We start from the raw sequence: 26,710 nt of genomic DNA, 5'->3' as shown, positions 1-26,710 counted from the left end.
GCTTTCCACGTCTTACCGCTTTTGGGCGGAAAAACGCCCCTTCCGGATCCCCGGACCTGGCGCGATCAGTCGCGCTGGCCGAGGAAGTTGAGCAGGAAGAGGAACATGTTGATAAAGTCGAGATAGAGCGTGAGAGCGCCCATCACGACCGCCTTGCCAAGGAACTCGCTGCCCTGCAGGTACTGGTACTGCACCTTGAGCTTCTGGGTGTCGTAGGCGGTGAGGCCCGCGAAAATCAGCACGCCCAGGATCGAGATCGCCATCTGCAGCACGCTCGACTGCACGAACAGGTTGATCAGCATTGCGACAAGAATGCCCACAAGGCCCATCACCAGGAACGTGCCGAAGCCCGAGAGGTCCTTCTTCGTGGTATAGCCGAAGAGGCTGAGACCCGCGAAGGAAGCGGCGGTCGCGAAGAACGTCGTCGCGATCGAAGCGCCAGTGTAGACGAGGAAGATCGACGAGAGCGAGAGGCCGAACACCACCGCGAAGCCCCAGTAGAGCATCTTGACGGTCGAGGTCTGCATCTTGTTGATGCCGAAGTTCAACGCCATGACGAAGCCCAGCGGGGCCAGCATGAGCACCCAGCGCAGCGGGCTGGACAGCACCTGCACGGCGAAGCCGGACGAGGCGAACAGCATCGCGACGATGCCGGTCAGCAGGACGCCCGAGGCCATGTAGTTGTAGATCGACAGCATGTACTTGCGCAGGCCCGCGTCGTACGTGACGCGGCCAGCGGTGCGTCCATCAATCGGAGACGCACCGAAGCCCTGACGGGGCTGGGGGTCGTTCCAATTTGCCATGTTAAACTCCCATTCTGGGAAACGCGCATGATGCGGTTTCCCGATACACGTGCAATATCGACCTGCGGCCTCGGATTTTCAAGAAAAACCGCAGCCGCTTTCGTGTAACATAGTGTGTCCGACGGGGGCCGCGCGGGTTATCGCGCGGATTCTTTCGCACCCGCCCGCCGCAGTTGGGGCTCCGGTCAGCGCTTTGCGCGCGCTTCCTCGGCCATCTCGGCGCTGCGGTTGCGCGCGGCGGTAAGCGTGGCCAGCATCAGCGCGTTGATCGCCCCGTCCGCGTCGAGAACGTTCATCCCCGCGCGCGTGGTGCCACCCGGACTCGCCACCTTGTCGGCCAGCTCGCCCGCCGACAGCGGCGAGGCGCTGGCGAGCGCGGCCGCACCTTCGACCATCGCGGTGGCGAGGCGCTGCGCGGTACCGGGCTCGATGCCGAGTTCGGCCGCGCCCGTCGCGAGCGCGTCGATGAAGCGATAGACATAGGCCGGACCGCTTCCCGCAAGCGCGGTGACGGCGTGGAACTGGTTCTCGTCCTCGAGCCACTCGGGTGTGCCGAGCGGCTCCATCAACGTGGTCACCGCTGCCTTGCCCGCCTCGTCGAGCCCTCGTGCGCCGAGCGCAATCGGCGACTTGCCGAGCGCGCAGGCGAGATTGGGCATGATGCGCAGGATCGCCCCTGCACGCGGGAACTGTTCGGCCAGGCTGGCCAGCTCGTTGCCGGCAAGGATCGAGAACACCGTCGTGTCCGGACCGGCAAGCGATTCGATCGAGGTCACCACGCTTGGCAGCACCTGCGGCTTCACCCCGATCATCACCGCATCGAAGTGGCGGCCCGTCGGCACTTCGGTGACCTGCTCCACACCTTCGGGAACGGTCTTGGGGCTGCGGTTGTAGACGGTGAAGGTCGAGGCCGGGACGCCACCGGCGAGCCACCCGTCCAGCATGGCTCCGGCCATGTTGCCGCAAGCGTAGATGAGGATGGATTCAAAGCGTGCCATGTCAGTCGTCCCGTTGTCTGCGTGTCGGTCTGGATCGGGGCCGACTTAGGGACGTGGACCGCAAGGGGCAAGGGCATCCCCTGCCCTCCCCCTTGCGGTCGAAGGCGCTTCAGGCCTCGCCGTGCGCGTCGACCATGGCCGCAGCGATGGCTTCGGTGGGGGTCTTGTCACCCCACAGGATGAACTGGAACACGGGGTAGAAGCGATCACATTCCTCGATCGCGGCCTCGACCACCATCTGCGCCTGGCCTGGCCCCAGAAGGCCGTCCTGCCCGAGCATGAGCCCGTGCCGGTAGAGCACCACCGAACCGTTCGACCACAAGTCGAAATGGCCGACCCAGAGCTGTTCGTTGATCAATGCCAGGGCTTCGTAGACATGCGCGCGCTTGGCTTCGGAGACGCGCACCTCGGGCAGGCACATGAGCTGGAGGACGTGGTCCTCGCGCCGCCAGACCGCCTGGATCTGATAGGTCGCCCAGGCGCCTTTCACCTCGGCCGAGATCTCGTCCTCGCTCGCGTGGTCGAAGGGCCACTCGCGCGCCTCGAACAGCGAGGCCAGCATCTCCACCGGGGCGGCATCGTCGTCATTCCCGATATCGTCGCGCACAATTCTCATATTGGCAAAGCAGCCCTCTTCCGCGTGTTCGCCGATAGGGATGCTTTGCCTTGCCGCCTCAGCACAATGGAGGGGCCGCGTTCACTTGCGCAAAACCTGACAAGTCTGTTTACAGGATGTGGATAAACCCGCTTTGCCACGGGTTTGTTCCATCTGTTTTCCCAAACACTAGAATGCAGACACCACTTGGCGCGAATTACTTGGCCGCCTCGAGTTCGTCGATGACCTGTCCGGCCGGACTGGTCCACACGAGCGCCGTCCCGTTACCCGCCTTGCCGAAATCCGTCACGAAATCATTCGCCGACTGGCGCGTATCGAAGGGCCCGACGAGGATGCGGTTGGTCTGGCCCATGGCCGTCACGTGCGCCTCGCGCCCCTTGAACAGAGCTGGCGAATGGCGCTGGTAGCGGTTCCAGTCGAAGGCGATCGCCTTTGTGTCTTGGCCCACCCCGATCTGCACCCAGATCCGGCTGGGATGCGCAGGCTTCTTGGGCTTCTCAGGCGCAGGAGGCGGCGGCGGGGGCGGCGGCGGAGCCGCACGCGCCGGAATGATCTTGCGCAAGTCGACCGCACCCGCGATCGGCGTGTCGGCAACCACCGGCTTGCCGAGATCCGCAAAGGCCTCGCTCAGCGAAGGGCGCGGCGCAGGAGCTTGCACGGGCGGGGCGACCGGTGGCGCAGCGGCAAGCGACGCCTCCCCCGCGGACGCCTTGGGCGCTGCAGCCGTGGCCGGAAGGCTCGGTGCCGGACCGGCCTGGGCGACGAAACCCGGCGCAATCGGCGCGCGCGCGGCCGGGCTCGCGGCAACCGGGCCGACCGGCGCCGAACGCACCGCGGCTGGCTGTACGCTTGCCCCGAAACCCGACCAAGCGGCCGAAGCCGGCTGGGGCGTGGAGCCCCGCGCGATCGGCAGCAGTTCACCATTGGCATCGGTGGTCGCGCCGCTGATTTCGATGCCGGGCTTGGGCTCGGGCGGCGCGACGCGCTCGCTTTCCGCCTCCGGCACCACCTTGGCTGGCTTGCGGCTGTTGGTCGCGGCGCGCTGCGACGAAGCATCGGGCACCGTCCGCTCACCCAGGCGCAACGAGCGCGAGCCCGAGCGACGGTCCGGCGTCCGGGTGGCCGTCTTTGCCGTGCTGGCGCTGCCCAGCGGCGCGCCAGTGGGGACCAGCGCGGTGTCCGGTTTGGCCACCGGGCGCGCGGGCGCGTAGGCTGCAATGCTGGCGCTGTCCCGTCCGATCTCGGACGAGCGCGGGAAACGGCCAAGATTGGCCGCGGCTGCCTGCTGCGCGGGCGTCAGGCGCGGCATGTAACGCAGATAGGGCGCGATTTCCTCGGCCAGCGCCCCGGGCAGGATCCGCTCGGCAAGCTTGATCGCCTCCTTCGTGTCTCCGCTGATCGCGAGCGTGAAGGCGCGCGTGCGCCACGCCGGCTTGTCCTGCTCGCGCAGCAGCGGCATCAAGGTCTGCTCGGACGCTGCAAGATCGCCGCCGATGGCCTGGCTGATTGCCATGCGCTGGCGCACCTGCGCGTTGTCACCCAGCGCAAGCGCGCGGGTATAGAGCGCCTGCGCCGCCGCATTGTCGCCCGCCATGTCGAGCGCGAGACCATGATCGCTCAGCAGGTCGCCACCGCTGACACCCTTCTGCTCGGCCACCTCGAACGCCTTGATGGCATTGACCGGATCGCCCGAAAGCATGGCCGTGCGCGCCATCCCGGCGTCGATCCGCCCCTCGGCGGGCGCCAGGTTGCGCGCCCGCTCGAAGAACCGGCGAGAAGCCTCGAGATCCCCCAGTTCGCGCGCCGCGTTGCCCGCATCGAGCAGCGCGGCGAGATCGTTCTGGTTGCGCGCGAGCCGCGAAAGCGCGTCACCCAGCTTGGCGGCGTTCGGATTGGGCAAGGCCTGCACGACTTCGCTCGCATCAGCCGAACGCATCGGCACCGCGGCCAGCAGCACGCAACCCAGGGCAAGCCAGGCTCCGCGAGCTAGGCGGCGCGTGCCGGGGCGAACTGGAAACGACGTAGCGGAGAAGGCCGGGGGCCGGATCATCGCAAACCTTGCATTCAAATTGTTCACAGCGGGTGCCTGGGTCTTGCCTTCATGCACCCGAAAGCGGGTCGCCACCTATGATACTTCGTATCCTTGACGGCAAGGCACGAAATGATCCCTGAACGCATCCGCCCCACGTTTCACCCTATCGCGCCCCTTGCGCGCGACGCACCGCGTGGATCCCGGATACGAGACAGGCCGCAGTCACGTGTCGGAACGTGGCTGCGGCCTGCGTGCAAACGCGGAGCTTGCGCTTACTGGTTGTTCTGGCGGTTGAGGAAGCGCGGAATGCTGAGCGAGGCGTTGTCATCCTCACCCTCGCCGCGCTCACCACCCGGCGCGGCCGGCTTGGGACGCGAAAGACTGGTCATGCGCTCGAACAGCGTGCTGCCGCCGCCGACCGGACGCTGCGGTGCCGGCGCCGGCGCGGGCTCGCTGGCGCGGGCCGCTTCGCCGCCGAACAGCTCGTCCTGGCGGGTCGGCGGGGTCTGGGGCACACGGTTTCCGAAGCTCATCGGCGCGCTGCCCAGGCCTTGACCGTTACCGTAGGTATCCGCAGCGACGTCCTCGGCCTCGTCGAGCTCCTCGCTCGCACCCAGCTCAAGCTCGGCCGAAGGCGTGAACGCCTCGGGCTCGGGAGCGCGGGCGGGTTCCGGTGCGGGAGCCGGGGTCGAAAGTGTGAAGGCCGACGAGGTCGACACCGGGGCCGGCGGCGCGCTGGGCACCGAGATCGAAGGCGCCTGGACGGCCGGGCGCACCGGACCGCGACCGCCACCGATCGCCGTCGGGCGCGGCGCGATTTCGGCCTGCTCGGCGGTCTGCTCGATGCCCGTGGCGACAACCGAAACGCGGATCTTGCCGTCGAGTTCGGGATTGAAGGCCGAGCCCCAGATGATGTTGGCGTCGCTGTCGACCAGTTCGCGGATGTGGTTCGCGGCTTCGTCGACTTCGAGCAGCTTCATGTCCTCGCCGCCGATGATCGAGATGATGACGCCCTTGGCGCCCTGCATCGAGACGCCGTCGAGCAGCGGGTTGGCGATGGCGTGTTCGGCCGCCTCGAGCGCGCGGTTGGGGCCTTCGCCCTCGCCGGTGCCCATCATCGCTTTGCCCATCTCGCCCATGACCGAGCGCACGTCGGCGAAATCGAGGTTGATGAGGCCAGGCATGATCATCAGGTCGGTGATCGAGCGCACGCCCTGCTGGAGCACCTCGTCGGCGAGCTGGAAAGCCTCCTTGAAGGTGGTTTCCGCCTTGGCGACCAGGAACAGGTTCTGGTTGGGAATGACGATGAGCGTGTCGACGTTCTTCTGCAGTTCCTCGATGCCCGATTCGGCGGCGCGCATGCGCCGCGTACCCTCGAACAGGAACGGCTTGGAGACGACGCCCACGGTCAGGATGCCCTTCTCGCGCGCGGCGCGGGCGATGATCGGCGCCGCGCCGGTGCCGGTGCCGCCGCCCATGCCGGCCGCGATGAAGACCATGTGCACGCCTTCGAGAATGCGCCCGATCTCCTCGAGCGATTCCTCGGCCGCCGCACGCCCCACTTCGGGACGCGCGCCCGCGCCGAGCCCCTGGGTGATCTCGTGTCCGAGCTGGATGCGGGTTTCCGCAATCGAGTTGTTGAGAGCCTGCGCATCGGTGTTGGCGACGACAAAGTCGACGCCTTCGATCTGCGCCTGGATCATGTTGGCGATGGCGTTGCCGCCCGCGCCACCTACGCCGATGACGACGATACGCGGGCGAAGTTCGTCGATCGTCGGCAGTCCGATGTTAATGCTCATTTGTGACTCCTGCCAGACACATGCGCGTCAGATAATACTTGACCATCCTGATTGCACGCTTCGACTCATCGAAGCAAAGGATAGCAACGTGTTGTCCACAGCCAAAACCCCCGAATCCAGCGGTCTTGACCACCCCCATCGCTCCTGCGGCACGACCCGTCCGAACGTTGGGAAATACTTTCCCGATCAGGCCACTATAGGCCAACTCAAAAATATTCCTTGAGCGCCTGAAAGATACGCCCGAACATTCCGTTCCAGCCCAGCTTCACCGTGCGGTTCTGGTGGCGCGCGAAGCTGCGGATGTCGACCGGGTCGTTCGAGGCATAGAGTACCAGACCCGTCAAAGTGGAGAAACCCGGCTTGAGGTGCGCCTCGGCAAGACCGGACAGGTGCGGCACGCGCCCGATACGCACCGGGCGCCCGATCGCGGCCTGCGCGTAATCGGCCAGGCCCACCAGCTCCGCCCCGCCGCCGGTGAAGACCACCTGCTTGCCGCGCTGGCTGGAGAACTGCATGACCTTGAGCGCCTTGTTGACCTCTTCCATCAGCGCACCGAGCTGCCCCGTGATCACCCCGATCAGTTCCGCGCGCGGGATGCGGTTCTTGTCGTCGGCGTGGCGCGCGATGGGGCCGGTGCCTTCCTCGCCCGGCGCGTTGACCGGGATCATCTCGCGATGGTCGTGCGGGCTGGCGATCGCCGAGCCGTTGACGCACTTCAGGCGCTCGGCCTGGTAGCGGCGGATGCCGAAGGCCGAGGCGATCGCGTCGGTGATGTCGGCCGAACCGATCGGGATCGAGACGAGGTCGCGCAGCATGCCGCCCGCGTAGAGCGAGACGTTGGTCACTTCCGCCCCGAACTCGACCAGCGCCACGCCTAGCTCGCGCTCCTCAGGCGAGAGGCAGGCGAAGCCCGCCGCGATCGGCGAGCCGACCACAGCCTCGACGTCGAGGTGTGCGCTCTGCACCGCCTCGGTGAGATTGCGGATCGGGGCCCCGTCGGCCAGCATGACGTGGATGTCGACCCCCAGACGCTCGGCGTGAAGGCCGCAAGGATCGGCAACCCCGTGCGCCCCGTCGAGCCGGTACTGCGCAGGCTGCGCGTGGAGCACCATGCGCCCGTCGGGCTGGATCGCGTCGCGCGCGGCGACGAGCAGCTGGTCGATGTCCTCCTGCTCGATCCGGCGTCCGCCGATCTCGGCGTCGAAGGGCAGCAGGCGGCTGGCGAGCCCCGCGCCCGAGCAGCCGATCCACACCTTCTGGACCGAAACGTCGGCCATGCGCTCGGCGCGCTCGATGGCATCGCGCACGGCATAAGTTGCCGCCGCCATGTCGGTGACGAAGCCGCGCTTGATCCCCTGGCTTGCCCGGTGCCCGGAGCCGAGCACGACGAGGTCGCCGCTTTCCGAGATCCCCGCGATGATCGCCGAGATGCGGAACGAGCCGATATTGACCGCCCCGAAAACCTTGCTGATCCGTGTGCCCGCCATCAGATCGTCCCTGTTGCCCACCGAGGGTTCATGGTCATTGCCCGTTGCCCTCCGAGGCGAGCGCCACTGCGCCGCCCGAGGTCGAAAGTTCCTGCCCTTCGCCTTCGGGCACGCGCATGTAGACGCGGTCGGGCGCGCGCATGTCGAAGGCCAGTGCCTTGCCGCCGATCAGGCGGTTGGTGCCGTCGAGCCGCGCGAAAGTGACGAGCGCGCCGCTCGCCTCCTGCGCGCCTTCGGGAAGCGCGAGGACCTGCCCGGTCTCGAACACCAGGTTCCAGCGCCGCTCACCCACCCACTGCGCCTCGCGCACGCGCGGTTTCAGCGCGGGCGCGGCGTCAAGCAAGTGCGAAAGCTGGAGGATCCGCTGCCCCGCCCCCTCGCCCGAGACGATCAGCTTGCCCTGCGCGTCCTTGCGGCTGATGTCCTGCAGCTCGTGTCCGGTTTCGTCGATCAGCGCGTACGTATCGGCCTTGCGCAGCACCGCGCGCGGGGTGCGCTCGACAATGTCGATGACGATTGTCGAGGGCAGCTGGCGCGAGACGCGCGCGTCCTTGACCCACGAGAGCTGGAGCAGGTCGTTGCGCAATTCGTCGAGGTCGACCAGCGGCATCGCGCGGTATTTCTGCGAAAGCGCGCGCTCGTAGACCTTGAGCCCGTTGATGTTCTTCACCCCGCGCAGCTCGATGTGCTTGACCTCGAAGCCGGCCTGCTTGGAGACTTGCGCGAAGCGGTCTTCCGCCAGACCCGGAACCCCGGCCGCCGAGGCGATGATCCACGCGATCGCCGCGACGCCCGCCAGGATCAGCAGCACGAACAGGCGCTGGAGCTGCGCTTCGGTGAAAGGCAGCCAGCCCATCGCCATGTCGAGCGCGCTGCCCCCCTTGGCCTTGGCGACGCGCACCTTCGCGCGGTTGCCCTGCGCCGCGGCGGCCTTGCGGGCGGTCTTGCCCTTGCGCTTGATCGTGGTGCTCATTTGGCCTTGGCCTTACGGGCCTTTTCGGCGTCTTCGAGCGCCTCGGCGATGATCATCTCGACGAGGTCGGGATATTCGATCCCGCAGGCCTTGGCCTGTTCGGGCACGAGGCTGAGCGGGGTCATGCCCGGCTGGGTGTTGGTCTCAAGGAGGAACAGGCCTTCCACCCCTTGCGTATCGTCCCAGCGGAAGTCCGAACGGCTGGTACCCTTGCAGCCGAGCAACTGGTGCGCGCGCAGCGCCAGCGCCTTGCAGGCCTCGGTGATTTCGGCCGGGATCTGCGCCGGGCACACGTGCTCGGTCATGCCGTCGGTATACTTGGAATCGAAGTCGTAGAAGCCCGACTTGGGCTTCAGTTCCGTGACCAGCAGCGCGCGGGTCCCGATCACCGCCGTCGTCAGCTCGCGCCCGCGAATGTAGGGCTCGGCAAGCAGCTGGTCGAATTCCTGCCACGGCCCCTTGGCCTCGGCCGAGATCGGGTTGCCGTAGTTGCCTTCGGCGGTGACGATCGCGACGCCGACCGAAGACCCCTCGTTGACGGGCTTGAGCACATAAGGCCGGGGCAGCGGGTCCTTGTCGAACAGGCTCGCGGTCTCGACCACGCGTCCGCCCGGCATCGGCACGCCGTGGGGGACGAGCGCCTGCTTGGTCAGCTCCTTGTCGATCGCGATGACCGAGGTCGCCAGGCCCGAATGGGTGTAGGTGAGGCCCATCAGGTCCATCATGCCCTGCACCGTGCCGTCCTCACCCGGCGCGCCATGGAGCGCGTTGAAGACGACGTCGGGCTTCGCCTCGGCCAGACGCTGCGCGACCTCGCGGTCCATGTCGATGCGCGTGACCTTGTGGCCCTTGCTCTCGAGCGCCTTGGCAACGCCCTCCCCGCTCATCAGCGAGACGGGGCGTTCGTTCGACCAGCCACCCATGAGGACGGCGACGTGGAGCTTGGGGAGAGTCACTTTGCGGTACCTATTCTCTGGATTTCCCATTCGAGCGTGATGCCCGAGTTCTCTTTCACGCGGCGGCGCACTTCCTCGCCCAGCGCCTCGATGTCGGCGCTGGTGGCATCGCCCGTGTTGAGCAGGAAATTGGTGTGCTTTTCGGAGACTTGCGCGCCGCCGATCTGGAGCCCCCGGCAGCCGGCCTCGTCGACCAGCTTCCAGGCCGAATGGCCTTCGGGGTTCTTGAAGGTCGAGCCGCCGGTCTTCGAGCGCAGCGGCTGGCTGGCCTCGCGGCTGGCGGAAATGCGGTCCATCTCGGCCTGGATCGCCGCGCTCTCGCCGGGGCGGCCACGGAAGCGCGCGGAAACGACCACCGCGCCTTCGGGCAGCTCGGAGTGACGGTAGGTGTAGCCCAGGTCCGCGTTGGCGAGCGTGACCAGCTCGCCCGAGCGCAGCACCACATCGCACGACACGAGGATATCCTTGACCTCGCCGCCATAGGCCCCGCCGTTCATCCGCACGAAGCCGCCCACGGTGCCCGGGATCGAGCGCAGGAATTCGGTCCCGGCGATCCCGGCGTCGCGCGCGGTCGACGAAACGAGGATGCCCGAAGCGCCCCCGCCACATTCGAGCGTCACCGCGTCGAGCGCGGCGACCTTGGCAAAAGGCTTGCCGAGCCGGATCACCACGCCCGGTACCCCGCCGTCGCGCACGATCATGTTCGAACCCAGGCCCAGGGCCAGGACCGGAACGGCGGGATCGAGGTCCTTGAGAAACGCCTGGAGATCGGCGACGTCCCTGGGCTCGAACAGCCACTCGGCCGCACCGCCCGCCTTGAACCAGACGAGCGGCGCCAGCGGCGCGTTGGCCGTCAGCTTGCCGTGAACGGCCGGCAGGGAGGAGGTCTCGGCGTTCATGCCTTGCGCTTTTCCCCGACCGCACCGGCAAGGCCGGCGGCCCACTTGGTGATGTCGCCCGCGCCCAGGCACACGATCATGTCGCCCGGAAGAATGGTGTCCGCCAGCGTCGCGGCGAGCGCATCCGGTCCGGCAATCTCGTGCGCGCTGCGGTGCCCGCGCGCCTTGAGGCCCTTGACCAGGTGCGCGCTGTCGACACCGTCGATCGGCTCCTCGCCCGCCGCGTAGACGGGCGCGACGTAGACCACGTCGGCGTCGTTGAAGCAGCTCTCGAACTCGTCCATGTGATCGCGCAGGCGCGTGAAGCGGTGCGGCTGCGCAACGGCGATGACACGGCCCTTCACGCCCTCGCGCGCGGCGGCGAGCACGGCGCGGATTTCCACGGGGTGGTGCCCGTAGTCGTCGATGACGGTGGCCTCGCCGCCCTCGAGCGCAATCTCGCCGACCTTGGTGAACCGGCGCTTGACCCCGCCGAACTTGGCAAAGCCGGTCTGGATCACCGCGTGCGCGCAGCCCATCTCGACCGCGACGCCGATGGCGGCGAGCGCGTTCTGCACGTTGTGGCGGCCGGGCATCGGCAGTTCGATGCCCTCGATCCGCCGGAAGCTGCCGTCGCGCTGGCGCAGCGCCACGTCGAAGCGGTTGCCGCCCGGGATCGGGGTGACGTTCTCGCCGCGGATGTCGGCCTGCGCGGAAAAGCCGTAGGTCACCACGCGGCGATCGCGCACCTTGGGGATCACCGCCTGGACTTCGGGATGGTCGATGCACAGCAGCGCGGCGCCGTAGAAGGGCACGTTCTCGATGAATTCGACGAAGGCCTCCTTGACCTTCTCGAACGAGCCGTAATGGTCGAGGTGCTCGGGATCGATGTTGGTGACGACCGCGATGGTGCCATCAAGGCGCAGGAACGAGCCGTCGCTCTCGTCGGCCTCGACCACCATCCAGTCGCTTTCGCCAAGCCTTGCGTTCGAACCATAGGCGTTGATGATGCCGCCGTTGATGACGGTGGGATCGATCCCGCCCGCATCGAGAAGGGCGGCCACCATCGAGGTGGTGGTGGTCTTGCCGTGCGTGCCCGCGACCGCGACCGTGGACTTGAGCCGCATCAGTTCGGCCAGCATCTCGGCCCGGCGCACGACGGGAATGCGGTTTTCCAGCGCGTAGACGACCTCGGGGTTCGAACGCTTGACCGCCGTCGAGGTGACGACGACCGCCGCCCCGTTCACGTTCTCCGCCTTCTGGCCGATCGCGACCGTGATCCCGCGCGCGCGCAAATGCTCGACGACGTAGCTTTCAGCCATGTCCGAGCCCTGCACCGAATAGCCCAGGTTATGCATGACCTCGGCAATGCCCGACATGCCGATGCCGCCGATGCCGACGAAATGGATGGTCCCGATATCGGTGCCGACGGCCTTCACTGCGCATTCTCCAAAGTCAGGCGGCGGGCAAGCGCCTCGCCACCTTGCGCCGGAGCCCCGCCTTCGGGCACCACGCGCAGCACGTCCATTATAGGGGCGGCGCCGAAGCTCTCGACAAGGTCGGCAAGATCCCTGGCGGCCTTGGGATAGCCGCAGTTCCACGAGGCGTGCGCCGCGTTGGCGAGCGTCTCGGGGTTCTTGGCGATGGCCTGGATCTGCAGGCAGATGTCCTTGGCCATCTTGTCGAAGATAGCGCCCTGTTCCTTGAGCAGCGCGTTGCGCTTGTCGAGGTCGGCGATCGCCTCGGGCTCCTCGGTGGTGACGGCGGGCTGGCGAATCACCCGCGCCCCGCCCGCCGCCACGATCTCGCGCGTGTTGGCGACCTGGTGGTCGTCCATGGCGTAAGGCAGCGGAATGAGGATGGCCGGGCGCCCCACCGCGGTCAGCTCGGCGATGGTCGAAGCGCCCGAGCGTCCGATGAACAAGTGCGCGCCGGCGAGCCGCTCGGCCATGTCCTCGAAGTAAGTCGCGAGTTCGGCCGGGATGCCGTGGTGCGCGTAGCGCTGGCGCACGCTTTCGATATCCTCGGGCCGGGCCTGCTGGATCACCTGCAGGCGCGAGCGCAGCGTGGGCGGCAGCATCGCCAGCGCTTCGGGTATCACCTGGCTGAGAATCCGCGCGCCCTGGCTGCCGCCGGTGACGAGGATGCGAAATAGGCTGTCCTCGCCGAATTCGGGGAACGGTTCCTCGCGCAGGGTCAGGACTTCGGGGCGCACCGGGTTGCCGACCAGCGTAACCTTGGCCTCGAACTTGCGGTCGAGGAAATCGACGTCCTCGCAAGGAGTGGCGATCGCATCGACCTTGCTCGCGAAGTAGCGGTTGACGCGCCCGAGCACGGCGTTCTGCTCGTGCAGGATCGTCGGGATCTTCGCCGAGGTCGCGGCCAGCATCGTGGGCAGCGAGGGGTAGCCGCCGAAGCCGACGACCGCGCTCGGCTGGAAGCTCTCGAACAGGCGCCTGGCCATCGAGCGCCCCTGGAGCACGCCGCGCGCGCCCTTGATCCAGTTCAGCGGGTTCTTGCCGGCGATGCGCCCCTGCGGCAGCACGTGGGCGGTCAGGTACTCGGGCTTGCCGGGAATCTTCGCGCCGCGCTCGTCGGTGATGAGCGCGACGTGGTGCCCACGCCGGTGCAGCTCGGCCGCCAGCGCAAAAGCCGGAATCAGGTGCCCGCCGGTACCCCCGGCGGCGAGAACGTAATGGCGCGTGACGGCGCTCATGAAAGGTCTCCGTTAGGACGCAGGCTGAACCGCTCGCGCCGGATAAAGGGGTTGCGCCGGGTGATCGCGAAAAGCAGGCCCATCGTCAGGCACAGCGCGATCGTCGACGAGCCGCCATAGCTGATCAGCGGCAGCGTCATGCCCTTGGAGGGGAAGAGCTGAAGATTGACCAGGATGTTGATGAAGGCCTGACCGCCGAACTGTGCGGCCATTCCCGAACCGGCGAGCACGGTAAAGAGGTCCTCCTCGTCCACCAGGCGCATCAGCACGCGCACCAGGAAGGCGATGTAGAGGCACACGATCACGATGCAGGCGATCAGGCCGAATTCCTCGCCGATCACCGAGAAGATATAGTCGGTGTGCGCTTCGGGCAACGCCATCTTGCGCACGCCCATCCAGAAGCCCTGCCCGGTCCACCCGCCGTTGAGCAAAGTGCGCTCGGCGAGGTCGACCTGGTCGAAGGCCGTGCCCCCGAACAGGAAGTTGTCGATGCGGTTGCGCCCGTTGGGATAGGTGAAATACATGATCACGATCAGCACCGCGCCCACGCCGCCAAAGGCCCCCATGCGGCGCATGTCGAAGCCCGAGAGCAGCACCATCACCAGGAACGTACCCGAGAACAGCATCGTCGAGCCGAAGTCGGGCTGAAGCATCAGCAAGGCGGCCAGCACCGCCATCACACCGAAGCAGATGCCCACCACCGGAATATTGGGATCGCGCGCACGCCACGAGAGCACCCAGGCGAGCAGGATCGGCCAGCCCACCTTGAGGAATTCGGACGGCTGGAGCGAGATGCCCAGGTTCAGCCAGCGCTTGGCGCCGTTCACCTCGTGGCCGACGACGGGCACGAGGAAAAGCGCGGCGAACATCAGTCCGGCGATGAGGATGGCGAAGCGACGCGCCGAATCCTTGTCGAGGCTGGAGGCCCACAGCATGGCCGCGATGCCCAGGAACTGCCAGCGCATGTGCAGGTAAAAGAAGTATAAGTCGGGCAACCGCTCGGCCGAAGTCGACAGGCGGCGCGCCGACGCGGGCGAGCCCGCCGCGACCGCGATCGCGCCGATACCCATGAGCAGCAGCACGATCAGCAAGGCGGGACGGTCGATCTCCTGCCACCACACCGCGAGCCGCTGGCGGCGGTTGCGACCGGCGGGGGACTTGCCTCCCGGCAAGGCACCGGCCGCAGGCGCGAAGTGGCTGGCCACCGTCCCCTTATGGGCACGGCCCTTGCGGCGGAATTCGGGCGCGATGCTGGCCATCAGGTCTGTGCCTCTCCCTCCCCGTGCACGCTTTCGGGCGTGAGCAGCGCCTCGACAATCTGCCGGAAGGCCTGCCCGCGCGCCTCGTAGTCACGGAACTGATCGAAGCTTGCGCAGGCGGGCGAAAGCATCACCACGTCACCGGGGCGCGCGGCTTCCATCGCCTGCTGGATGGCCTGCGCCATCATCTCGCTGCGCACGATGCGGGTGTGGGGTTCGAGGATCTCGGCGAAGAGCGGCCCGGCATCGCCGATGGTGTAGGCCGCCGCGATGTTGCCGAACCAGGGCTTGCACTCGTCGAGGTTGTCGCCCTTGGGCAGCCCGCCCACGATCCAGTGGATGCGCGGTTCGGGATCGGGCGGGAACGCGGCAATGGCGGGCGCGGCCGAGGCCGGGTTGGTCGCCTTGCTGTCGTTGATGTAGAGCACGCCCTTCGCCTTGGCGACGCATTCCATGCGGTGCGGCAGCCCGCGAAAATCGCGCAAGGCCGGCTCCCACTGCGCGCGGTCAAGCCCCAGCGCCTCGACGATGGCCACGGCGACGGCCGCGTTCTGGAGGTTGTGCGGGCCCTGCAACGAGGGCCAGTCCTTCTGCAGCGCGGCGAGGTCGGCGCCATCGACGCGGCGCACCGCACCCACCTCGCGACGTGCTTCCTCGCGCGCGGCAATGCCCAGCGTCGTCACGTCGCCCTTGCCGAAGACCGCCGCTTGCCCTTCGGACTGCATCGCGAAGAGACGGGCCTTGGAAGCCGCATAGCCTTCGAAGCCGTCGTAACGGTCGAGGTGGTCGGGGGTGACATTGAGCAGCGCGGCGACGTCGCAGGCAAGGCTGCGGGTAAGGTCGATCTGGTAGCTCGAAAGCTCGAGGACGTAGACGCCGGCACCGTTCTCGTTGGGCTCGAGCGGAACCGTACCCAGGATGGGCAAGCCGATGTTGCCCCCCATGCGCACGGGCACGCCCGCCTTCTCGAGCAGGTGGCGCACCAGCGCGGTGGTCGTCGACTTGCCGTTGGTCCCGGTGATGCCGACCACGCGGTGCGCGGGCAGGCTGGGGCGGGCCAGTGCGAAAAGCTCGATGTCGCCGATCACCGGGACCCCGGCCCGCGCGGCCGCGGCGGCGATGGCGTGGGTGTTGAGCGGAACACCGGGCGACACGACGACGCCTTCGTAGCCGGACAGGTCCGCACTGACCGGATCGGCCAGCTCGCACATGCCTTGCGCGCAGTCGGGCATGAGCACCTGCCGGGGCTCGTCGCGGCTGTCCCAGGCCATCACGTAGGCCCCGCTCGCCAGCAACGCGCGAACCGCCGTCATGCCGGAACGGGCGAGCCCGAGGACCGCGTAGCGTTTGCCGGCAAAGGCGGGGGAAACGATCACGGCGCCGCCTTCCTCATCGCAGCTTGAGCGTGGCGAGGCCAAGCACGGCCAAGACCAGCGAGATGATCCAGAAGCGCACGACCACGGTCGATTCCTTCCAGCCCAGCTGTTCGAAATGGTGGTGGATCGGCGCCATGCGGAAGACCCGGCGCCCGGTGCGCTTGAACCAGAAGACCTGGATGATCACCGAGGCCGCCTCCAGCACGAAGAGCCCGCCCACGACCGCCAGCACGATCTCGTGGTGCGCGGCAACGGCAATGCAGCCGAGCGCGCCGCCAAGGGCGAGGCTTCCGGTATCCCCCATGAACACCGCGGCCGGCGGCGCGTTGAACCACAGGAAGGCAAGGCACGCCCCCATGATCCCGGCGCAGAAGATCGCCAGTTCGCCCGCGCCCGGCACGTGCGGGATGCCCAGGTAATGCGCGAAGTCGTAGCGACCCGCGAGGTAGCAGATGATCGCGAAAGTGCCCGCCGCGACGAAGACCGGGAAGGTCGCCAGGCCATCGAGCCCATCGGTGAGGTTGACCGCATTGCCTGCGCCCACGATCACGAAGGCCGCGAACACGTAGTAGAGCGGACCCAGCGGGATGTAGCGTCCGGTCAGGAAGGGGACGTAGAGGTTGGTGTTCAGCTGGCTGACGATGATGTACGAGGCGACGCCCGCCACCGCGAATTCCAGGAGCAGGCGCACGCGCCCCGGAAGGCCGGCGGTGCTGCGCTTGGCCACCTTGTCGTAGTCGTCCATGAAGCCGATCGCGCCGAAGCCGACCGTCACCGCGATGCAGGCCCAGACGAACGGGTTGGTGATGTCCATGAACAGCACCATCGTGACGATGAGCGCGGTCAGGATCATCAGACCGCCCATCGTGGGGGTCCCGCGCTTGGCGAGGTGGCTCTGCGGGCCGTCCTCGCGGATCGGCTGGCCCTTGCCTTGCCGGATGCGCAGCATGTTGATGAAGCGGGGGCCGATCAGCAGGCCGACGAGAAGCGCAAACAAAAGCGCGCCACCGGCCCGGAAGGTCTGGTAGCGGAAGAGGTTTGCAATCCCCTCATAGTGAAACCATTCTGCGATGAGATACAGCATCTTGCGGGAGCGACCCTTCACCCTTCCTGCTTGTTCAGCTCCGAAACGAGGGACGCCAGGCCCACCGAATTGGACCCTTTGACAAGGATGGCATCCCCGCTTTCGAGACCGAAGGCGCGCACGCGATCCAGAGCTTCCCCTACGTTTGCGCAATGCGCGAAGGCGGCCGGTTTGCCAAGCGATTTGGCCGCGTTTTCCCCCGGCTCCACCCCGTTTTCAAGTTCGCGGGCAAGCGGCGTCATTTCGTCGCCGACCAGCACCAGATAGTCGACGCCGGCCTCGCGGATCGGCTCGATGAGCGCGGCATGGTAGCCGGGCCCGTGGGTACCCAGTTCCTTCATCGCGCCAAGCACGGCAATCCGGCGCTTGGCGCCCGTGCGGCCAAGTTGCGCGAGCGTGGCGCGCATCGAGGCGGGATTGGCGTTGTAGCTCTCGTCGATGAGCAGCGCGCGACGTTGCCCGGCCGCGTCCGGCTCGCCGCCCGGGACCACGATCTCGAGGCGCGCACCGCGCCCGGCAAGGCCACCCATTTCGGCGAGCGCCACACCCGCCGCACCCAGATCGCCGCCCACCGCGCGCACCGCGGCCATGACCGCCAGCGAATTGATCACCTGGTGCTCGCCCGGCGCGGCCACGCTGTAGCACACCCGCCGATCGCCCATGTCGACCGTCACCAGCGATCCGCCGCCGATCGCATCGACCGTGTCGAGCAGGCGCACGCTGGCGTGCGCCGAGCGCCCGAACGAGACGACATGCGCGCCGCAGCGCAGCGCCGCCTTGCGCAGGCGCTCGAAATGCGGGTTGTCGGCCGGGATGACGGCGGTGCCGCCGCGCTCGAGGCCCTGGAAGATTTCGGCCTTGGCGTCCGCGATGGCCTCTTCCGACCCCAGATTCTCGATATGCGCGGGCGCGATGGTGGTGATCACCGCCACGTTCGGACGCACCTGACGGGTCAGCGCGGCGATCTCGCCGGCGTGGTTCATGCCCATTTCGAACACGCCGTAGCGCGCCCTCGCAGGCATGCGCGCAAGGCTCAGCGGAACCCCGACATGGTTGTTGTAGCTCTTGACCGAACGGTGCGCATCGCCGCGCGTCGCGCGCTCGAGCCCATCGAACAGCATCTCCTTGACCCCGGTCTTGCCGACCGATCCGGTGACGCCGATGATCGGCCCGCGCGCGCGGGCCCGCGAGGCCGCGCCGAGCCGTTCGAGCGCCTCCATGGTATCCTTGACCAGCACGTGGGGGCCCGCCACCGGACGGTCGACCACGCAGGCCACGGCGCCCTTGGCAAAGGCCATCTCGACGAAGCGGTGGCCGTCCATCGCCTCGCCTTTCAGGGCAAAGAACAAGTCGCCCGGCTGCACGTCACGGCTGTCGATCTCGACCCCGGTGACGACGAAATCGGCACTGGCCGTTCCCTTCATCGCGCGTTCGAGCGAGCTTGCATCCCACAATCCGCCGTGCAGGGTGTCCTCGGCTTCGTCCGCAGGCCATTCGAGAATTCGTGCCAGTGCCGTCATGCTTCGCTCACCTTCCCCAGCGCGCCCGCCATCTCGCGAGCCACGCCGACATCGTCGAAGGGCAGCACGCGCATCTGCGCGCCACTGCCGATGATCTGCCCCTGCTCATGCCCCTTGCCGGCGATGAGGACGATGTCGCCCCCTTTCGCCTCGGCGAGCGCGGCGCCGATCGCCTCGCGCCGGTCGCCGATCTCGCGCACCTGTGCGCCCCCTTCCATGCCTTCGAGCACCATCGCGCGGATGCTCGCCGGGTCCTCGCCGCGCGGATTGTCGTCGGTGACGATGGCGATATCCGCCTGCTCGGCCGCGACCCGCCCCATCGGCGCGCGCTTGCCGGTATCGCGGTCCCCGCCCGCGCCGAAGACCACGATCAGGCGACCATGGACGTGCGGACGCAGCGCCGCAATCGCCGCTTCGAGCGCATCGGGCGTATGCGCATAGTCGACGTAGACCGGCGCGCCGGCCCCGGTAATCGCCGCGCGCTCAAGCCGCCCGCGCACTGTGACGAGGCGCTTCATCGCATCGAACACCGTGTCGGCCTTGCCGCCGCTCGCCAGCACCAGCCCCGCCGCGACGAGCGCGTTGGCGGCCTGGTAGGCGCCGATCAGCGGAAGCGCGATCATCCGCGAAACGCCCGCGTGTTCGACCTCGAGCTGCTGGCCAAGCCCGCCCGGAGTGCGGTCGACGAGACGGATGTCCTGCCCCTTCGCGCCGACCGTCAAGACCTTGAGGCCGCGCGCACGCGCATGGGCGATCGCCTTGTCCGACCAGAGGTCGTCGGCCCAGATCACCGCCGTGCCATCGGGGGCGACCACTTCGTCGAACAGGCGCATCTTGGCCGCGAAATAGTCGTCCATGGTCGCATGGTAGTCGAGATGGTCGCGGCTGAGATTGGTGAAGGCCCCGGCTAGGACGCGCGGCCCCTCGATGCGGAACTGGGCAAGCCCGTGGCTAGACGCCTCGTAGGCGACATGGCTCACGCCCTCGCGCGCCAGGCCGGTAAGGTTGGCGAGGAACGTCACGATGTCGGGGGTGGTGAGCCCGGTCGAAACGCTTTCCAGGCTTGTCGTCACCCCCAGGGTGCCGATCGAGGCCGCGCGCTCGCCCGCCATGTGCCACAGCTGGCGGGTGAGCTCGACGCTCGAGGTCTTGCCGTTGGTGCCGGTGACCGCGACCAGCGTCTCGGGTACGGGCGTGAAGAAGGGCGCGGCAAGGCGCGCGAAAAGACGCCGCGGTTCGGCATCGACGAAGGTTGCCGCGCCTTCGGTGGGCGCCGCGCTGGCGCAAACCACCGCCACCGCGCCCGAGGCGAGCGCGTCGGCGATGTAGTCCTCGCCATTGAAGCGCGCGCCCTTGAAGGCGCCGAACACCGTGCCGGGCGCCACCTTGCGATGGTCGATGGCGAACCCGGTCACCTCTGCATCAGGACCGGAAAGCGGAATGCCGGCGGCGGCGCAGAGGAGGGAAAGCTTCATTCGGGGTCTTCGCTTGTTTCCTGAGGGACCAGGTTCTTGAGGTCCGAGATGTCGATGTCGCGGGTCTCGTCCGGCATGATGCCGAGCAGCGGCCCGATGCGCGGGACGACGCGGGCCACCACCGGCGCCGCATTCCAGGCGGCGGTTCGCTGGTAGGACGTGGCGGCCGTCCCCTGCGGTTCGTCCATCATGGCTATGACGACATAACGCGGCCTGTCCATCGGAAAGGCCGAGGCGAACGTCGAGATGAGCGCGTGATGGCGATAGCCGCCCACGCCCGGCTTCTCGGCCGAACCGGTCTTGCCGCCGATGCGGAAGCCCGGGGCATCGCCCTTGCGACCGGTGCCGTAGAGCACGATCATGCGCAGCAGCTGGCGGATGCGCGCCGACGTCGCCGCGCTGAACACGCGCCGGCCCTGGGGCACTTCGGAAGGCGACAGCTTGCGCAGCGTCGCCGGGCGCCAGATGCCTCCGTTGACGAGCGCGGCATAGGCTTCGGCCAGGTGCAGCGGCGTCACCGCGAGGCCGTGGCCATAGGAAACCGTCATCGTACGCAGGCGCGGCCAGACGCCGCTCGGCCAGATCGGCATGCCGCGCGCGGGCAGCTCGATCGAGGGCCGCGCGTTCATGCCCAGGTTCTCCATCGTCTTCTTCAGCTTCACGCCGCCCAGTTCGTCGGCGATCTGCGCGGTCACCACGTTCGAGGAGTGGATCAGGGTCTCTTCCACGTTGAGCGTGGCGCCCATCGAGTGCATGTCCTTGATCGTGAAGCGGCCCATCTTGAAGGGCTTGGCCGACCAGCGGCGCGAGAGATCGGTGATCACGCCCGCATCGATCGCGGCCGCCACGGTGATCGGCTTGAAGGTCGAACCCAGCTCGTAGACCTGGTTGGTGGCACGGTTGAAGCCGCGCGGCACCTCGCCCATCTTCGCCTCTTCGGGCGTCACCACCATGTCGTTGGGCTTGACGTGGTTGGGATCGAAGCTCGGCAGCGAGGCCAGCGCCAGGACTTCACCGGTGTCGACATCGAGGATCACCCCCGCCGCGCCCTTGGCGTTGGACAGTTCGATACCCTTGGCCAGTTCGTCCTCGAGCGCGCTCTGGACGCGAAAGTCGATCGAGATGACCGACGGCTTGGCGCGTCCCTCGGGGCTGGCCAGCTCCTTGTCGTAGTACTCCTCCATGCCGACCTTGCCGTGCCCGTAGCTGTCGACATAGCCCAGCACGTGGGCGGCAAGCGAGCCCTGCGGGTAGTAGCGCGTGGTCTCGAGCGGGAATTCGAGCGCGGGTTCGCCCAGTTCGTGGACGCGGTTCGCCTCTTCGGGCAGGAGCGACTTGCGCAAGTAGCCCGGCTTGCCCGCCTTGAGCTTGGCGATGATCTCGGCCTGGTCGATGTCGGGGAAGATCCGGGCGAGGCCCGCGGCGATTTCGGCCGGCGAATGGATCAGCGGCGAACCCTCGGTCATCGCCTTGGGGTTGAACCAGAGCGAATAGACCCGGAAATCGCGCGCCAGCGGCGCCCCGTTGCGATCGACGATCTCGCCGCGCTGCGGGGTGAGCAGGTCGTTGAGGCTCACCTCGCGCGGCGAAGGGCCGGTGAGGCCGAGGTAGACGATGCGCAAGAACGCCAGGAGGCCCACCAGCAGGAACAGGCCGAGCACCCACAAGGTGCGCAGCTTGGCCACCAGCAAGGAGCGCTGGCGCACGTTCGCAAGCCCGCGCGAGCCGGCCGTCACCGTGATCGGCACCGTGCTCGGGTGGACCATCGCGTTCACTGGTTGGCCGCCTCCGCGACCTCGATGCTGGCCAGGCGCTGCGAGAGGTCGGCGGCCTGCCCGCGCAGGCGCTCGCCCTCGGCGTCACGCGAAGCGGCCTTGGCGCTCGCCAGTTCGCGGCGACGCTCGCTTTCGGGCATCGCGGCCGCGGTGGCACCGCTCACCGGATTGACCATAGCGAGCAGCGAGCCCGCCTTCTCCTCGGCCTCCTGCGCCGTACCCTCGCCGGGGACTTGCGCCGGATCGGCGTTGGCGTAGCGGATCGGCGCGGGCGCGTCGGGTCCCGGCGCGGCGCCAAGCGCGGCCAGCTGGCGCTCGCCCTCGAGGTACTGCCCCGCGCTCGGCGCCTGGTAGCCGAACTCCAGGTCATTGAGCTTCTTGAGCGCCTGCTGGTTGGAGCGGGTCTGGAACTCGGTCTCGAGGAAGTTGATCTGCTGCTGCGTGTAGACGATGCGCTTCTCGGTCACGAAGACCTCGCTCTTCACCGCGTTCACGCGCAAGGTCAGTGCCACCAGCATGGCCCCGCAGATCACCAGCACGGAAATCCACCCGATGGAACGGACGCGGTCGTGGGTCAGGTTCATGCGGATTTCCTTCCGGGGGAGCGGTCAGCCATTGTCTGGGAAGCGGGTTTGCGGGGACGGGTGGATGTGCGGATGGCGCTGCGCAAGGTCGCCGAGCGCGATCGGGGATTGACGTCGAGCTCGGCCTCGCCGGGCTTTACGGGCTTCGCCACTTTGGCAAAGGTCGCCTCCGGCCCCGATGCGACGAGAGGCAGGTGGCGCGAGGTGGACTGGCCCTGCCCGCTGGCTTCCTTGAGGAAGCGCTTGACGATGCGATCTTCCAGCGAGTGGAAAGTGACGACCGCAAGCCGCCCGCCTTCGCGCAGCATTTCCTCGGCCCCCGCCAGCGCCGCCTCGAGCTCGTCGAGCTCGCCGTTGACGTGGATGCGGATGGCCTGGAAGCTGCGCGTGGCCGGGTCCTTGGGCGCGCCGGGACGATGGCCGAGCGCCTTGCGGATGACCCGGGCAAGCTCGCCGGTGGTGGTCAGCGGACGCGCCGCGACGATCGCGCGGGCGACCCGGCGCGACTGGCGCTCCTCGCCGTAGAGGTAGAGCACGTCGGCGATCGCGGCTTCGTCGCCCTCGTTGACGAAGTCGGCGGCCGAGTAGCCGTCCTGGCTCATGCGCATGTCGAGCGGGCCGTCGCTGGCGAAGGCGAAGCCCCGTTCCGCCTGGTCGAGCTGCATCGAGGAGACACCGATATCGGCCACGACCCCGTCGACGGCCTCGAGCCCTGCTTCGCGCAGGGCCGCGACCATCTCGGAGAAGCGGCGGGGATGCAGGACCAGGCGGGGGGGAACGCTGGCCAGTTCGGGCCAACGCTCGGGATGCGCATGGACGGCCGCGATCGCATCGGGATCGCGGTCGAAGGCGTGAACGGTCGCGCCCGCGTCGAGCAGGCGGCGGGTATAGCCGCCCGCGCCAAAGGTGGCGTCGACCACGACCTGGCCCTCGAGCGGGAGCAGCGCGGCCTCGACTTCGTCGAGCAGGACCGGAATGTGGGGCGCCCCGGCGGCGTCGGACGCGCTCATTTCTTCTTCGCCTTGGCAAGTTCGGCCTCGGCCAGCGAACGGCAGGTGGCGACGATCGTCTCCATCTCGGGATCGCCGGCGAGCGCGTAGAGTTCCTCAGGGTTCCAGATCGTGATGAAACGGCCCACGCCCTGGAAGAAAAGCTGCTCGTCGACATTGGCGAGGCCCGAAAGCGCCTCGGGCAGGACGAAGCGGCCCGAACCGTCGAAGGGCACCTGCTGGAACGAATAAAGCTGCATCGCGCGCTTGTCGCGGTTGAAGGCGCGACCGGCGCGGTCCGCGCGCTCTTCCTCCGCATCGAGCTGCTTCTCGAACTCGTCGACGCGCGAGAGACCGAAACCGACGAGGCATTTCCACTCGGGATGCTTGGCCAGGCACAGCACGTCCTTGCCGCTCGACTCGCGCACGCTGGTGCGCAAGGAGTTGGGCAGCACGAAGCGCTTCTTGTCGCGTATAAGCGAGAAGCCCTGTCCGCTGTAGATGGTTGGCTGCCCAGCCATGCCGCCCTGTTCGATCCCCGTGGATTGCGCCGCCCGGAGCATGACCAAGATCACCCCCGAAGCGCAGGTGCGCGACAGGGTTCCACGCCCCTACAGACAGGGCGCAGCGAGACTCAGTCATTCCGATTGCCTATTCTTCTAACCCGGCATTTTAGGCGATTAAAGGGAAATTTGGGGATTGGTGGGAATTTTCGTCGCAAATGCGGGCTCCGGAGCTCTACCGAGCGTGCTTCTCCGCAAGAGGATAACCCTAAATTAACCTGCGATATTACTGAAATTACATGTTTTTATGTATTTTCCGAAGGCATTTTCGCACCTCGGAGGTGCGCAGCCCCACCGATCCCCGATCATCCCCACTCGGACCCAAAAGAGTGGCCATCCGGACGCAGCGACCTTGCGATGAGCGCGATCGAGAGCTGTCGAAGCCACTCCCTCCCCCCAATTCCCGAACTCGGCGAAACCCGAAAGCATCGAATCAACACCCCCGAAAACAGCGATTTAGCGAGGACGCGGGCAGGACATGGCCGCCATTAGAAAAATGAGAGGCGCCGTGGAGATGGGAAGCAGAGAATTGCGCCGCTCCCACGCGTCCCTGCAAATCCCCATAAGTGGCAAGCGCGTAGCCCATAAGCTGGGCAGATTGCACCAGGCGCACGCCGCAAGCCTCCCTCCCCAGCCATCAAGACCCGGAAATACGGGATATTTTTCGGCCAGAGCCGTGCAAAGCGGGACCAAGCCCCCTGCCCGGCAAAAACGGAAATTTCGGGGAGCTTCGGGGACGATGCGCTCCGCGCGGTCGCGAGCCGCGCGCAGGCGTCAGGACTGGGGCGCGGGGTTCCCCATCGCCGCACCGGCCGGGGCCGGTGGAGCTGGGTTCGCCGGCGCGCCCTGCTGCTCCGGGGCATTCGGAGTCGGGGACGGCGAAGGCTCCGCCGCGGGCATCACGCCGATGTCGGCCAGCGGATCGCTCGCCGGCTTCTTGTCGGGCGCATCGGCCGCAACGACATCATGAATGGGGTCCTGACGGTCCACCCGGCGCGCGCGATCCATGATGATGCTGGCAAGACCGACGATCAGCAGCATGGCGCACAGCCCGAACAACCCCACCTGCAGGCGGTGCACCGCCTGCGAGCGCAGTTCGCGCGAGCTGGGCGGCGCGTAATGCTGCGCCGAAGTCAGCGGCTCGAGAACCTGGGGGGGAAGCTTGGTTGCCATTACTTGGGAAGATTACCTCAGCGTGCCAACCACGGAAAGACGGGGAGCCCCTTGGCCTCGAGCCATTCCGGGTTGTAAAGTGTGGACAAGTAGCGAAAGCCGGTGTCGCACAGGATCGTGGCGACGCGCGCCTCGCGCTTGCCCTGTGCCACCAGGCTGCGACCGAGCGCGACCGCGCCGGCCACATTGATGCCCGAGGACAGCCCCAGGCACAGCCCTTCTTCGGAGAGGAGGCGGCGCACCCATTCGAGCCCCTCCTCGTCGGAAATGCGGAACTGCGTGTCGATCGGGGCGCCTTCGAGATTGGCGGTGATGCGCCCCTGCCCGATGCCCTCGGCAACCGAGGAGCCTTCAGCCTTGAGCTCGCCATGCGCGAAATAGTTGTAAAGCGCCGCGCCGTGCGGATCGGTGAGTGCCACCGTGATGCTCTCGTCGAAGGCCTTGAGGCCGAGCCCCGTGCCCGCGATCGTGCCCCCGGTCCCCGCTGCGCAGGTAAAGCCGTCGATGCGGCCGCCAAGCTGCTCCCAGATCTCGGGTGCGGTGCTCTCGATGTGCGCCTTGCGGTTGGCCACGTTGTCGAACTGGTTGGCCCAGATCGCGCCTTCGGCTTCCTCGGCAAGACGGCGCGAGGTGTGCACGAAGTGGTTGGGGTCGGCGAACTTGGTGGGCGGAACGAGGACCAGCTCGGCGCCAAGCGCCCGCAGCGTATCCATCTTTTCCTTGGACTGGTTGTCGGGCATGACGATGACGGACTTGTAGCCGCGCGCGTTGGCGACGAGCGCGATGCCGATGCCGGTATTGCCCGCCGTGCCCTCGATCACCGTGCCGCCGGGCTGGAGCTCACCCCGGTTTTCGGCGTCGCGGATGATCCACAAGGCCGCCCGGTCCTTGACCGAGGCCCCGGGATTGGCGAACTCGCACTTGCCCCAGATCTCGCATCCTGCGGCCGCGCTGGGCCCCTTGAGCAGGACGAGCGGCGTATTGCCGATGAGATCAATCGACGAAGCTGTAGCGTTGGGTGCTGTCATGGCCGATGACTTAGGAACTGTCCCTGCGTGTCGCAATCGAATTGCGCTTTAGGGGGGCAAAGCTGGACCATCGGTGAATGAAGAAGGGCGGACGCTTCCTTGCCAAGCGCCCGCCCTTCGAAATGGCTGGGGTGAGAAAGGGTCAGTCTTCCTGCGCGATCGTGACCTTGCAGCCCTCGAGCGCCGAGGTGACCGGGATCTGGCAGGAAAGGCGCGAATATTCGTTGCGGCTGTCCGAGCTGTCGAGCAGGTCGTTCTCGTCTTCGCCCATCTCGGGCAGCTTGTCCATGAAGGCCGGATCGATGTGCACGTGGCAGGTCGCGCACGAACAGCAGCCGCCACACAGCGCAAGAAGTTCGTCGAAGCCGTTGTCGCGGATGGTTTCCATCAGGGTGCGGCCTTCCTCGGCCTCGACGCTGGTTTCCACGCCCGATTGGTTGACGACGGTGATCTGCGGCATTTTCCTGTTTTCCCTCTTGTTTGCGAGTAAGCCCCCGGCGCGTCTACACGCCTTGCGCATGCGGTGCTAGAAGCGCCTTTCGGCTTTGGCAAGCGGGTTTGTTCATACTAAATCGCGAAAAGTTCATACTGAACAACCCCGGACCGCGCCGGGTGTGGACGAACGG

Annotated in this window: 23 protein-coding genes; all 23 read right to left on the bottom strand. The window is 67.3% G+C overall.

Annotation, left to right across the window (positions count from 1 at the left end; translation table 11 throughout):
* Window positions 1-65: 65 nt before the first annotated feature.
* On the bottom strand, window positions 66-803 hold the full coding sequence (locus HT136_RS13705) for a Bax inhibitor-1/YccA family protein (RefSeq protein WP_214200361.1): 738 nt from the start codon (window positions 801-803) through the stop codon (window positions 66-68).
* 185 nt (window positions 804-988) lie between these two features.
* On the bottom strand, window positions 989-1,801 hold the full coding sequence (locus tag HT136_RS13700; protein ID WP_214200360.1) for a pyrroline-5-carboxylate reductase family protein: 813 nt from the start codon (window positions 1,799-1,801) through the stop codon (window positions 989-991).
* A gap of 109 nt (window positions 1,802-1,910) precedes the next feature.
* Window positions 1,911-2,417, bottom strand: coding sequence for a type III secretion system chaperone family protein (locus HT136_RS13695; protein WP_214200359.1), 507 nt, complete (start codon window positions 2,415-2,417; stop codon window positions 1,911-1,913).
* Between the two features lie 196 nt (window positions 2,418-2,613).
* Complete coding sequence (locus HT136_RS13690; protein WP_246543699.1) at window positions 2,614-4,467, bottom strand: tetratricopeptide repeat protein; 1,854 nt, start codon at window positions 4,465-4,467, stop codon at window positions 2,614-2,616.
* A gap of 254 nt (window positions 4,468-4,721) precedes the next feature.
* Window positions 4,722-6,248, bottom strand: a complete 1,527-nt coding sequence (gene ftsZ, locus HT136_RS13685; protein WP_214200358.1) for a cell division protein FtsZ — start codon at window positions 6,246-6,248, stop codon at window positions 4,722-4,724.
* A gap of 206 nt (window positions 6,249-6,454) precedes the next feature.
* Entirely contained in the window at window positions 6,455-7,735 is a 1,281-nt protein-coding gene (ftsA, locus tag HT136_RS13680; protein WP_214200357.1) for a cell division protein FtsA, read from the bottom strand.
* A gap of 34 nt (window positions 7,736-7,769) precedes the next feature.
* Entirely contained in the window at window positions 7,770-8,708 is a 939-nt protein-coding gene (locus HT136_RS13675; RefSeq protein ID WP_214200356.1) for a cell division protein FtsQ/DivIB, read from the bottom strand.
* A complete protein-coding gene (locus tag HT136_RS13670) occupies window positions 8,705-9,664 on the bottom strand; it encodes a D-alanine--D-alanine ligase (protein ID WP_214200355.1) in 960 nt (319 codons plus the stop codon). The genes HT136_RS13675 and HT136_RS13670 overlap by 4 nt, the downstream gene beginning before the upstream one ends.
* The gene (gene murB / locus HT136_RS13665; RefSeq protein WP_214200354.1) at window positions 9,661-10,563 is read right to left on the bottom strand and encodes a UDP-N-acetylmuramate dehydrogenase; all 903 of its coding nucleotides are present in this window, start codon (window positions 10,561-10,563) and stop codon (window positions 9,661-9,663) included. Before murB ends, HT136_RS13670 begins: the two co-directional genes overlap by 4 nt.
* Window positions 10,560-11,981: a UDP-N-acetylmuramate--L-alanine ligase gene (murC, locus tag HT136_RS13660; protein WP_214200353.1), complete on the bottom strand. Its 1,422-nt coding sequence runs from the start codon at window positions 11,979-11,981 to the stop codon at window positions 10,560-10,562. Before murC ends, murB begins: the two co-directional genes overlap by 4 nt.
* Entirely contained in the window at window positions 11,978-13,258 is a 1,281-nt protein-coding gene (murG, locus tag HT136_RS13655) for an undecaprenyldiphospho-muramoylpentapeptide beta-N-acetylglucosaminyltransferase (protein WP_214200352.1), read from the bottom strand. The genes murC and murG overlap by 4 nt, the downstream gene beginning before the upstream one ends.
* Window positions 13,255-14,517, bottom strand: a complete 1,263-nt coding sequence (locus HT136_RS13650) for an FtsW/RodA/SpoVE family cell cycle protein (RefSeq protein WP_214200351.1) — start codon at window positions 14,515-14,517, stop codon at window positions 13,255-13,257. Before HT136_RS13650 ends, murG begins: the two co-directional genes overlap by 4 nt.
* Window positions 14,517-15,893 (bottom strand): UDP-N-acetylmuramoyl-L-alanine--D-glutamate ligase, encoded by a 1,377-nt coding sequence (gene murD / locus HT136_RS13645; RefSeq protein ID WP_214200350.1) that lies wholly within the window; start codon window positions 15,891-15,893, stop codon window positions 14,517-14,519. The genes HT136_RS13650 and murD overlap by 1 nt, the downstream gene beginning before the upstream one ends.
* A 13-nt stretch (window positions 15,894-15,906) precedes the next feature.
* Window positions 15,907-16,977 carry a phospho-N-acetylmuramoyl-pentapeptide-transferase gene (gene mraY, locus HT136_RS13640; RefSeq protein WP_214200349.1) on the bottom strand — a complete coding sequence of 357 codons (1,071 nt, stop codon included), beginning with the start codon at window positions 16,975-16,977 and terminating at the stop codon, window positions 15,907-15,909.
* A 17-nt stretch (window positions 16,978-16,994) separates the two neighbouring features.
* A complete protein-coding gene (locus HT136_RS13635; RefSeq protein ID WP_214200348.1) occupies window positions 16,995-18,497 on the bottom strand; it encodes a UDP-N-acetylmuramoyl-tripeptide--D-alanyl-D-alanine ligase in 1,503 nt (500 codons plus the stop codon).
* Window positions 18,494-19,972, bottom strand: a complete 1,479-nt coding sequence (locus tag HT136_RS13630) for a UDP-N-acetylmuramoyl-L-alanyl-D-glutamate--2,6-diaminopimelate ligase (RefSeq protein ID WP_214200347.1) — start codon at window positions 19,970-19,972, stop codon at window positions 18,494-18,496. The genes HT136_RS13635 and HT136_RS13630 overlap by 4 nt, the downstream gene beginning before the upstream one ends.
* Window positions 19,969-21,738, bottom strand: a complete 1,770-nt coding sequence (locus HT136_RS13625) for a peptidoglycan D,D-transpeptidase FtsI family protein (protein ID WP_214200487.1) — start codon at window positions 21,736-21,738, stop codon at window positions 19,969-19,971. The genes HT136_RS13630 and HT136_RS13625 overlap by 4 nt, the downstream gene beginning before the upstream one ends.
* 5 nt (window positions 21,739-21,743) lie before the next feature.
* On the bottom strand, window positions 21,744-22,331 hold the full coding sequence (locus HT136_RS13620; RefSeq protein ID WP_214200346.1) for a hypothetical protein: 588 nt from the start codon (window positions 22,329-22,331) through the stop codon (window positions 21,744-21,746).
* Window positions 22,328-23,341: a 16S rRNA (cytosine(1402)-N(4))-methyltransferase RsmH gene (rsmH, locus tag HT136_RS13615; RefSeq protein ID WP_214200345.1), complete on the bottom strand. Its 1,014-nt coding sequence runs from the start codon at window positions 23,339-23,341 to the stop codon at window positions 22,328-22,330. Before rsmH ends, HT136_RS13620 begins: the two co-directional genes overlap by 4 nt.
* Window positions 23,338-23,841 (bottom strand): division/cell wall cluster transcriptional repressor MraZ, encoded by a 504-nt coding sequence (locus tag HT136_RS13610; RefSeq protein WP_214200344.1) that lies wholly within the window; start codon window positions 23,839-23,841, stop codon window positions 23,338-23,340. The genes rsmH and HT136_RS13610 overlap by 4 nt, the downstream gene beginning before the upstream one ends.
* Before the next feature lie 816 nt (window positions 23,842-24,657).
* Complete coding sequence (locus HT136_RS13605) at window positions 24,658-25,056, bottom strand: hypothetical protein (RefSeq protein ID WP_246543697.1); 399 nt, start codon at window positions 25,054-25,056, stop codon at window positions 24,658-24,660.
* 17 nt (window positions 25,057-25,073) lie between these two features.
* The gene (locus tag HT136_RS13600; protein WP_214200343.1) at window positions 25,074-26,084 is read right to left on the bottom strand and encodes a cysteine synthase A; all 1,011 of its coding nucleotides are present in this window, start codon (window positions 26,082-26,084) and stop codon (window positions 25,074-25,076) included.
* A gap of 142 nt (window positions 26,085-26,226) precedes the next feature.
* On the bottom strand, window positions 26,227-26,544 hold the full coding sequence (locus HT136_RS13595; protein ID WP_214200342.1) for a 2Fe-2S iron-sulfur cluster-binding protein: 318 nt from the start codon (window positions 26,542-26,544) through the stop codon (window positions 26,227-26,229).
* Between the last annotated feature and the right edge of the window lie 166 nt (window positions 26,545-26,710).

Source organism: Novosphingobium profundi (assembly GCF_018491765.1).
Lineage (GTDB): Bacteria > Pseudomonadota > Alphaproteobacteria > Sphingomonadales > Sphingomonadaceae > Novosphingobium > Novosphingobium profundi.
This window is presented reverse-complemented; position numbering and strand designations above follow the sequence as displayed.

Bases quoted from the DNA above. Each gene is read 5' to 3' on its own strand.
- HT136_RS13650 (WP_214200351.1), bottom strand. From the start codon at position 14,517: ATGGCCAGCATCGCGCCCGAATTCCGCCGCAAGGGCCGTGCCCATAAG.
- HT136_RS13700 (WP_214200360.1), bottom strand. From the start codon at position 1,801: ATGGCACGCTTTGAATCCATCCTCATCTACGCTTGCGGCAACATGGCC.
- ftsZ (WP_214200358.1), bottom strand. From the start codon at position 6,248: ATGAGCATTAACATCGGACTGCCGACGATCGACGAACTTCGCCCGCGT.
- HT136_RS13690 (WP_246543699.1), bottom strand. From the start codon at position 4,467: ATGATCCGGCCCCCGGCCTTCTCCGCTACGTCGTTTCCAGTTCGCCCC.
- ftsA (WP_214200357.1), bottom strand. From the start codon at position 7,735: ATGGCGGGCACACGGATCAGCAAGGTTTTCGGGGCGGTCAATATCGGC.
- rsmH (WP_214200345.1), bottom strand. From the start codon at position 23,341: ATGAGCGCGTCCGACGCCGCCGGGGCGCCCCACATTCCGGTCCTGCTC.
- HT136_RS13675 (WP_214200356.1), bottom strand. From the start codon at position 8,708: ATGAGCACCACGATCAAGCGCAAGGGCAAGACCGCCCGCAAGGCCGCC.
- HT136_RS13620 (WP_214200346.1), bottom strand. From the start codon at position 22,331: ATGAACCTGACCCACGACCGCGTCCGTTCCATCGGGTGGATTTCCGTG.
- HT136_RS13635 (WP_214200348.1), bottom strand. From the start codon at position 18,497: ATGACGGCACTGGCACGAATTCTCGAATGGCCTGCGGACGAAGCCGAG.
- HT136_RS13600 (WP_214200343.1), bottom strand. From the start codon at position 26,084: ATGACAGCACCCAACGCTACAGCTTCGTCGATTGATCTCATCGGCAAT.
- HT136_RS13610 (WP_214200344.1), bottom strand. From the start codon at position 23,841: ATGGCTGGGCAGCCAACCATCTACAGCGGACAGGGCTTCTCGCTTATA.
- mraY (WP_214200349.1), bottom strand. From the start codon at position 16,977: ATGCTGTATCTCATCGCAGAATGGTTTCACTATGAGGGGATTGCAAAC.
- HT136_RS13595 (WP_214200342.1), bottom strand. From the start codon at position 26,544: ATGCCGCAGATCACCGTCGTCAACCAATCGGGCGTGGAAACCAGCGTC.
- HT136_RS13630 (WP_214200347.1), bottom strand. From the start codon at position 19,972: ATGAAGCTTTCCCTCCTCTGCGCCGCCGCCGGCATTCCGCTTTCCGGT.
- HT136_RS13605 (WP_246543697.1), bottom strand. From the start codon at position 25,056: ATGGCAACCAAGCTTCCCCCCCAGGTTCTCGAGCCGCTGACTTCGGCG.
- murB (WP_214200354.1), bottom strand. From the start codon at position 10,563: ATGAACGCCGAGACCTCCTCCCTGCCGGCCGTTCACGGCAAGCTGACG.
- HT136_RS13695 (WP_214200359.1), bottom strand. From the start codon at position 2,417: ATGAGAATTGTGCGCGACGATATCGGGAATGACGACGATGCCGCCCCG.
- HT136_RS13705 (WP_214200361.1), bottom strand. From the start codon at position 803: ATGGCAAATTGGAACGACCCCCAGCCCCGTCAGGGCTTCGGTGCGTCT.
- murG (WP_214200352.1), bottom strand. From the start codon at position 13,258: ATGAGCGCCGTCACGCGCCATTACGTTCTCGCCGCCGGGGGTACCGGC.
- HT136_RS13625 (WP_214200487.1), bottom strand. From the start codon at position 21,738: ATGGTCCACCCGAGCACGGTGCCGATCACGGTGACGGCCGGCTCGCGC.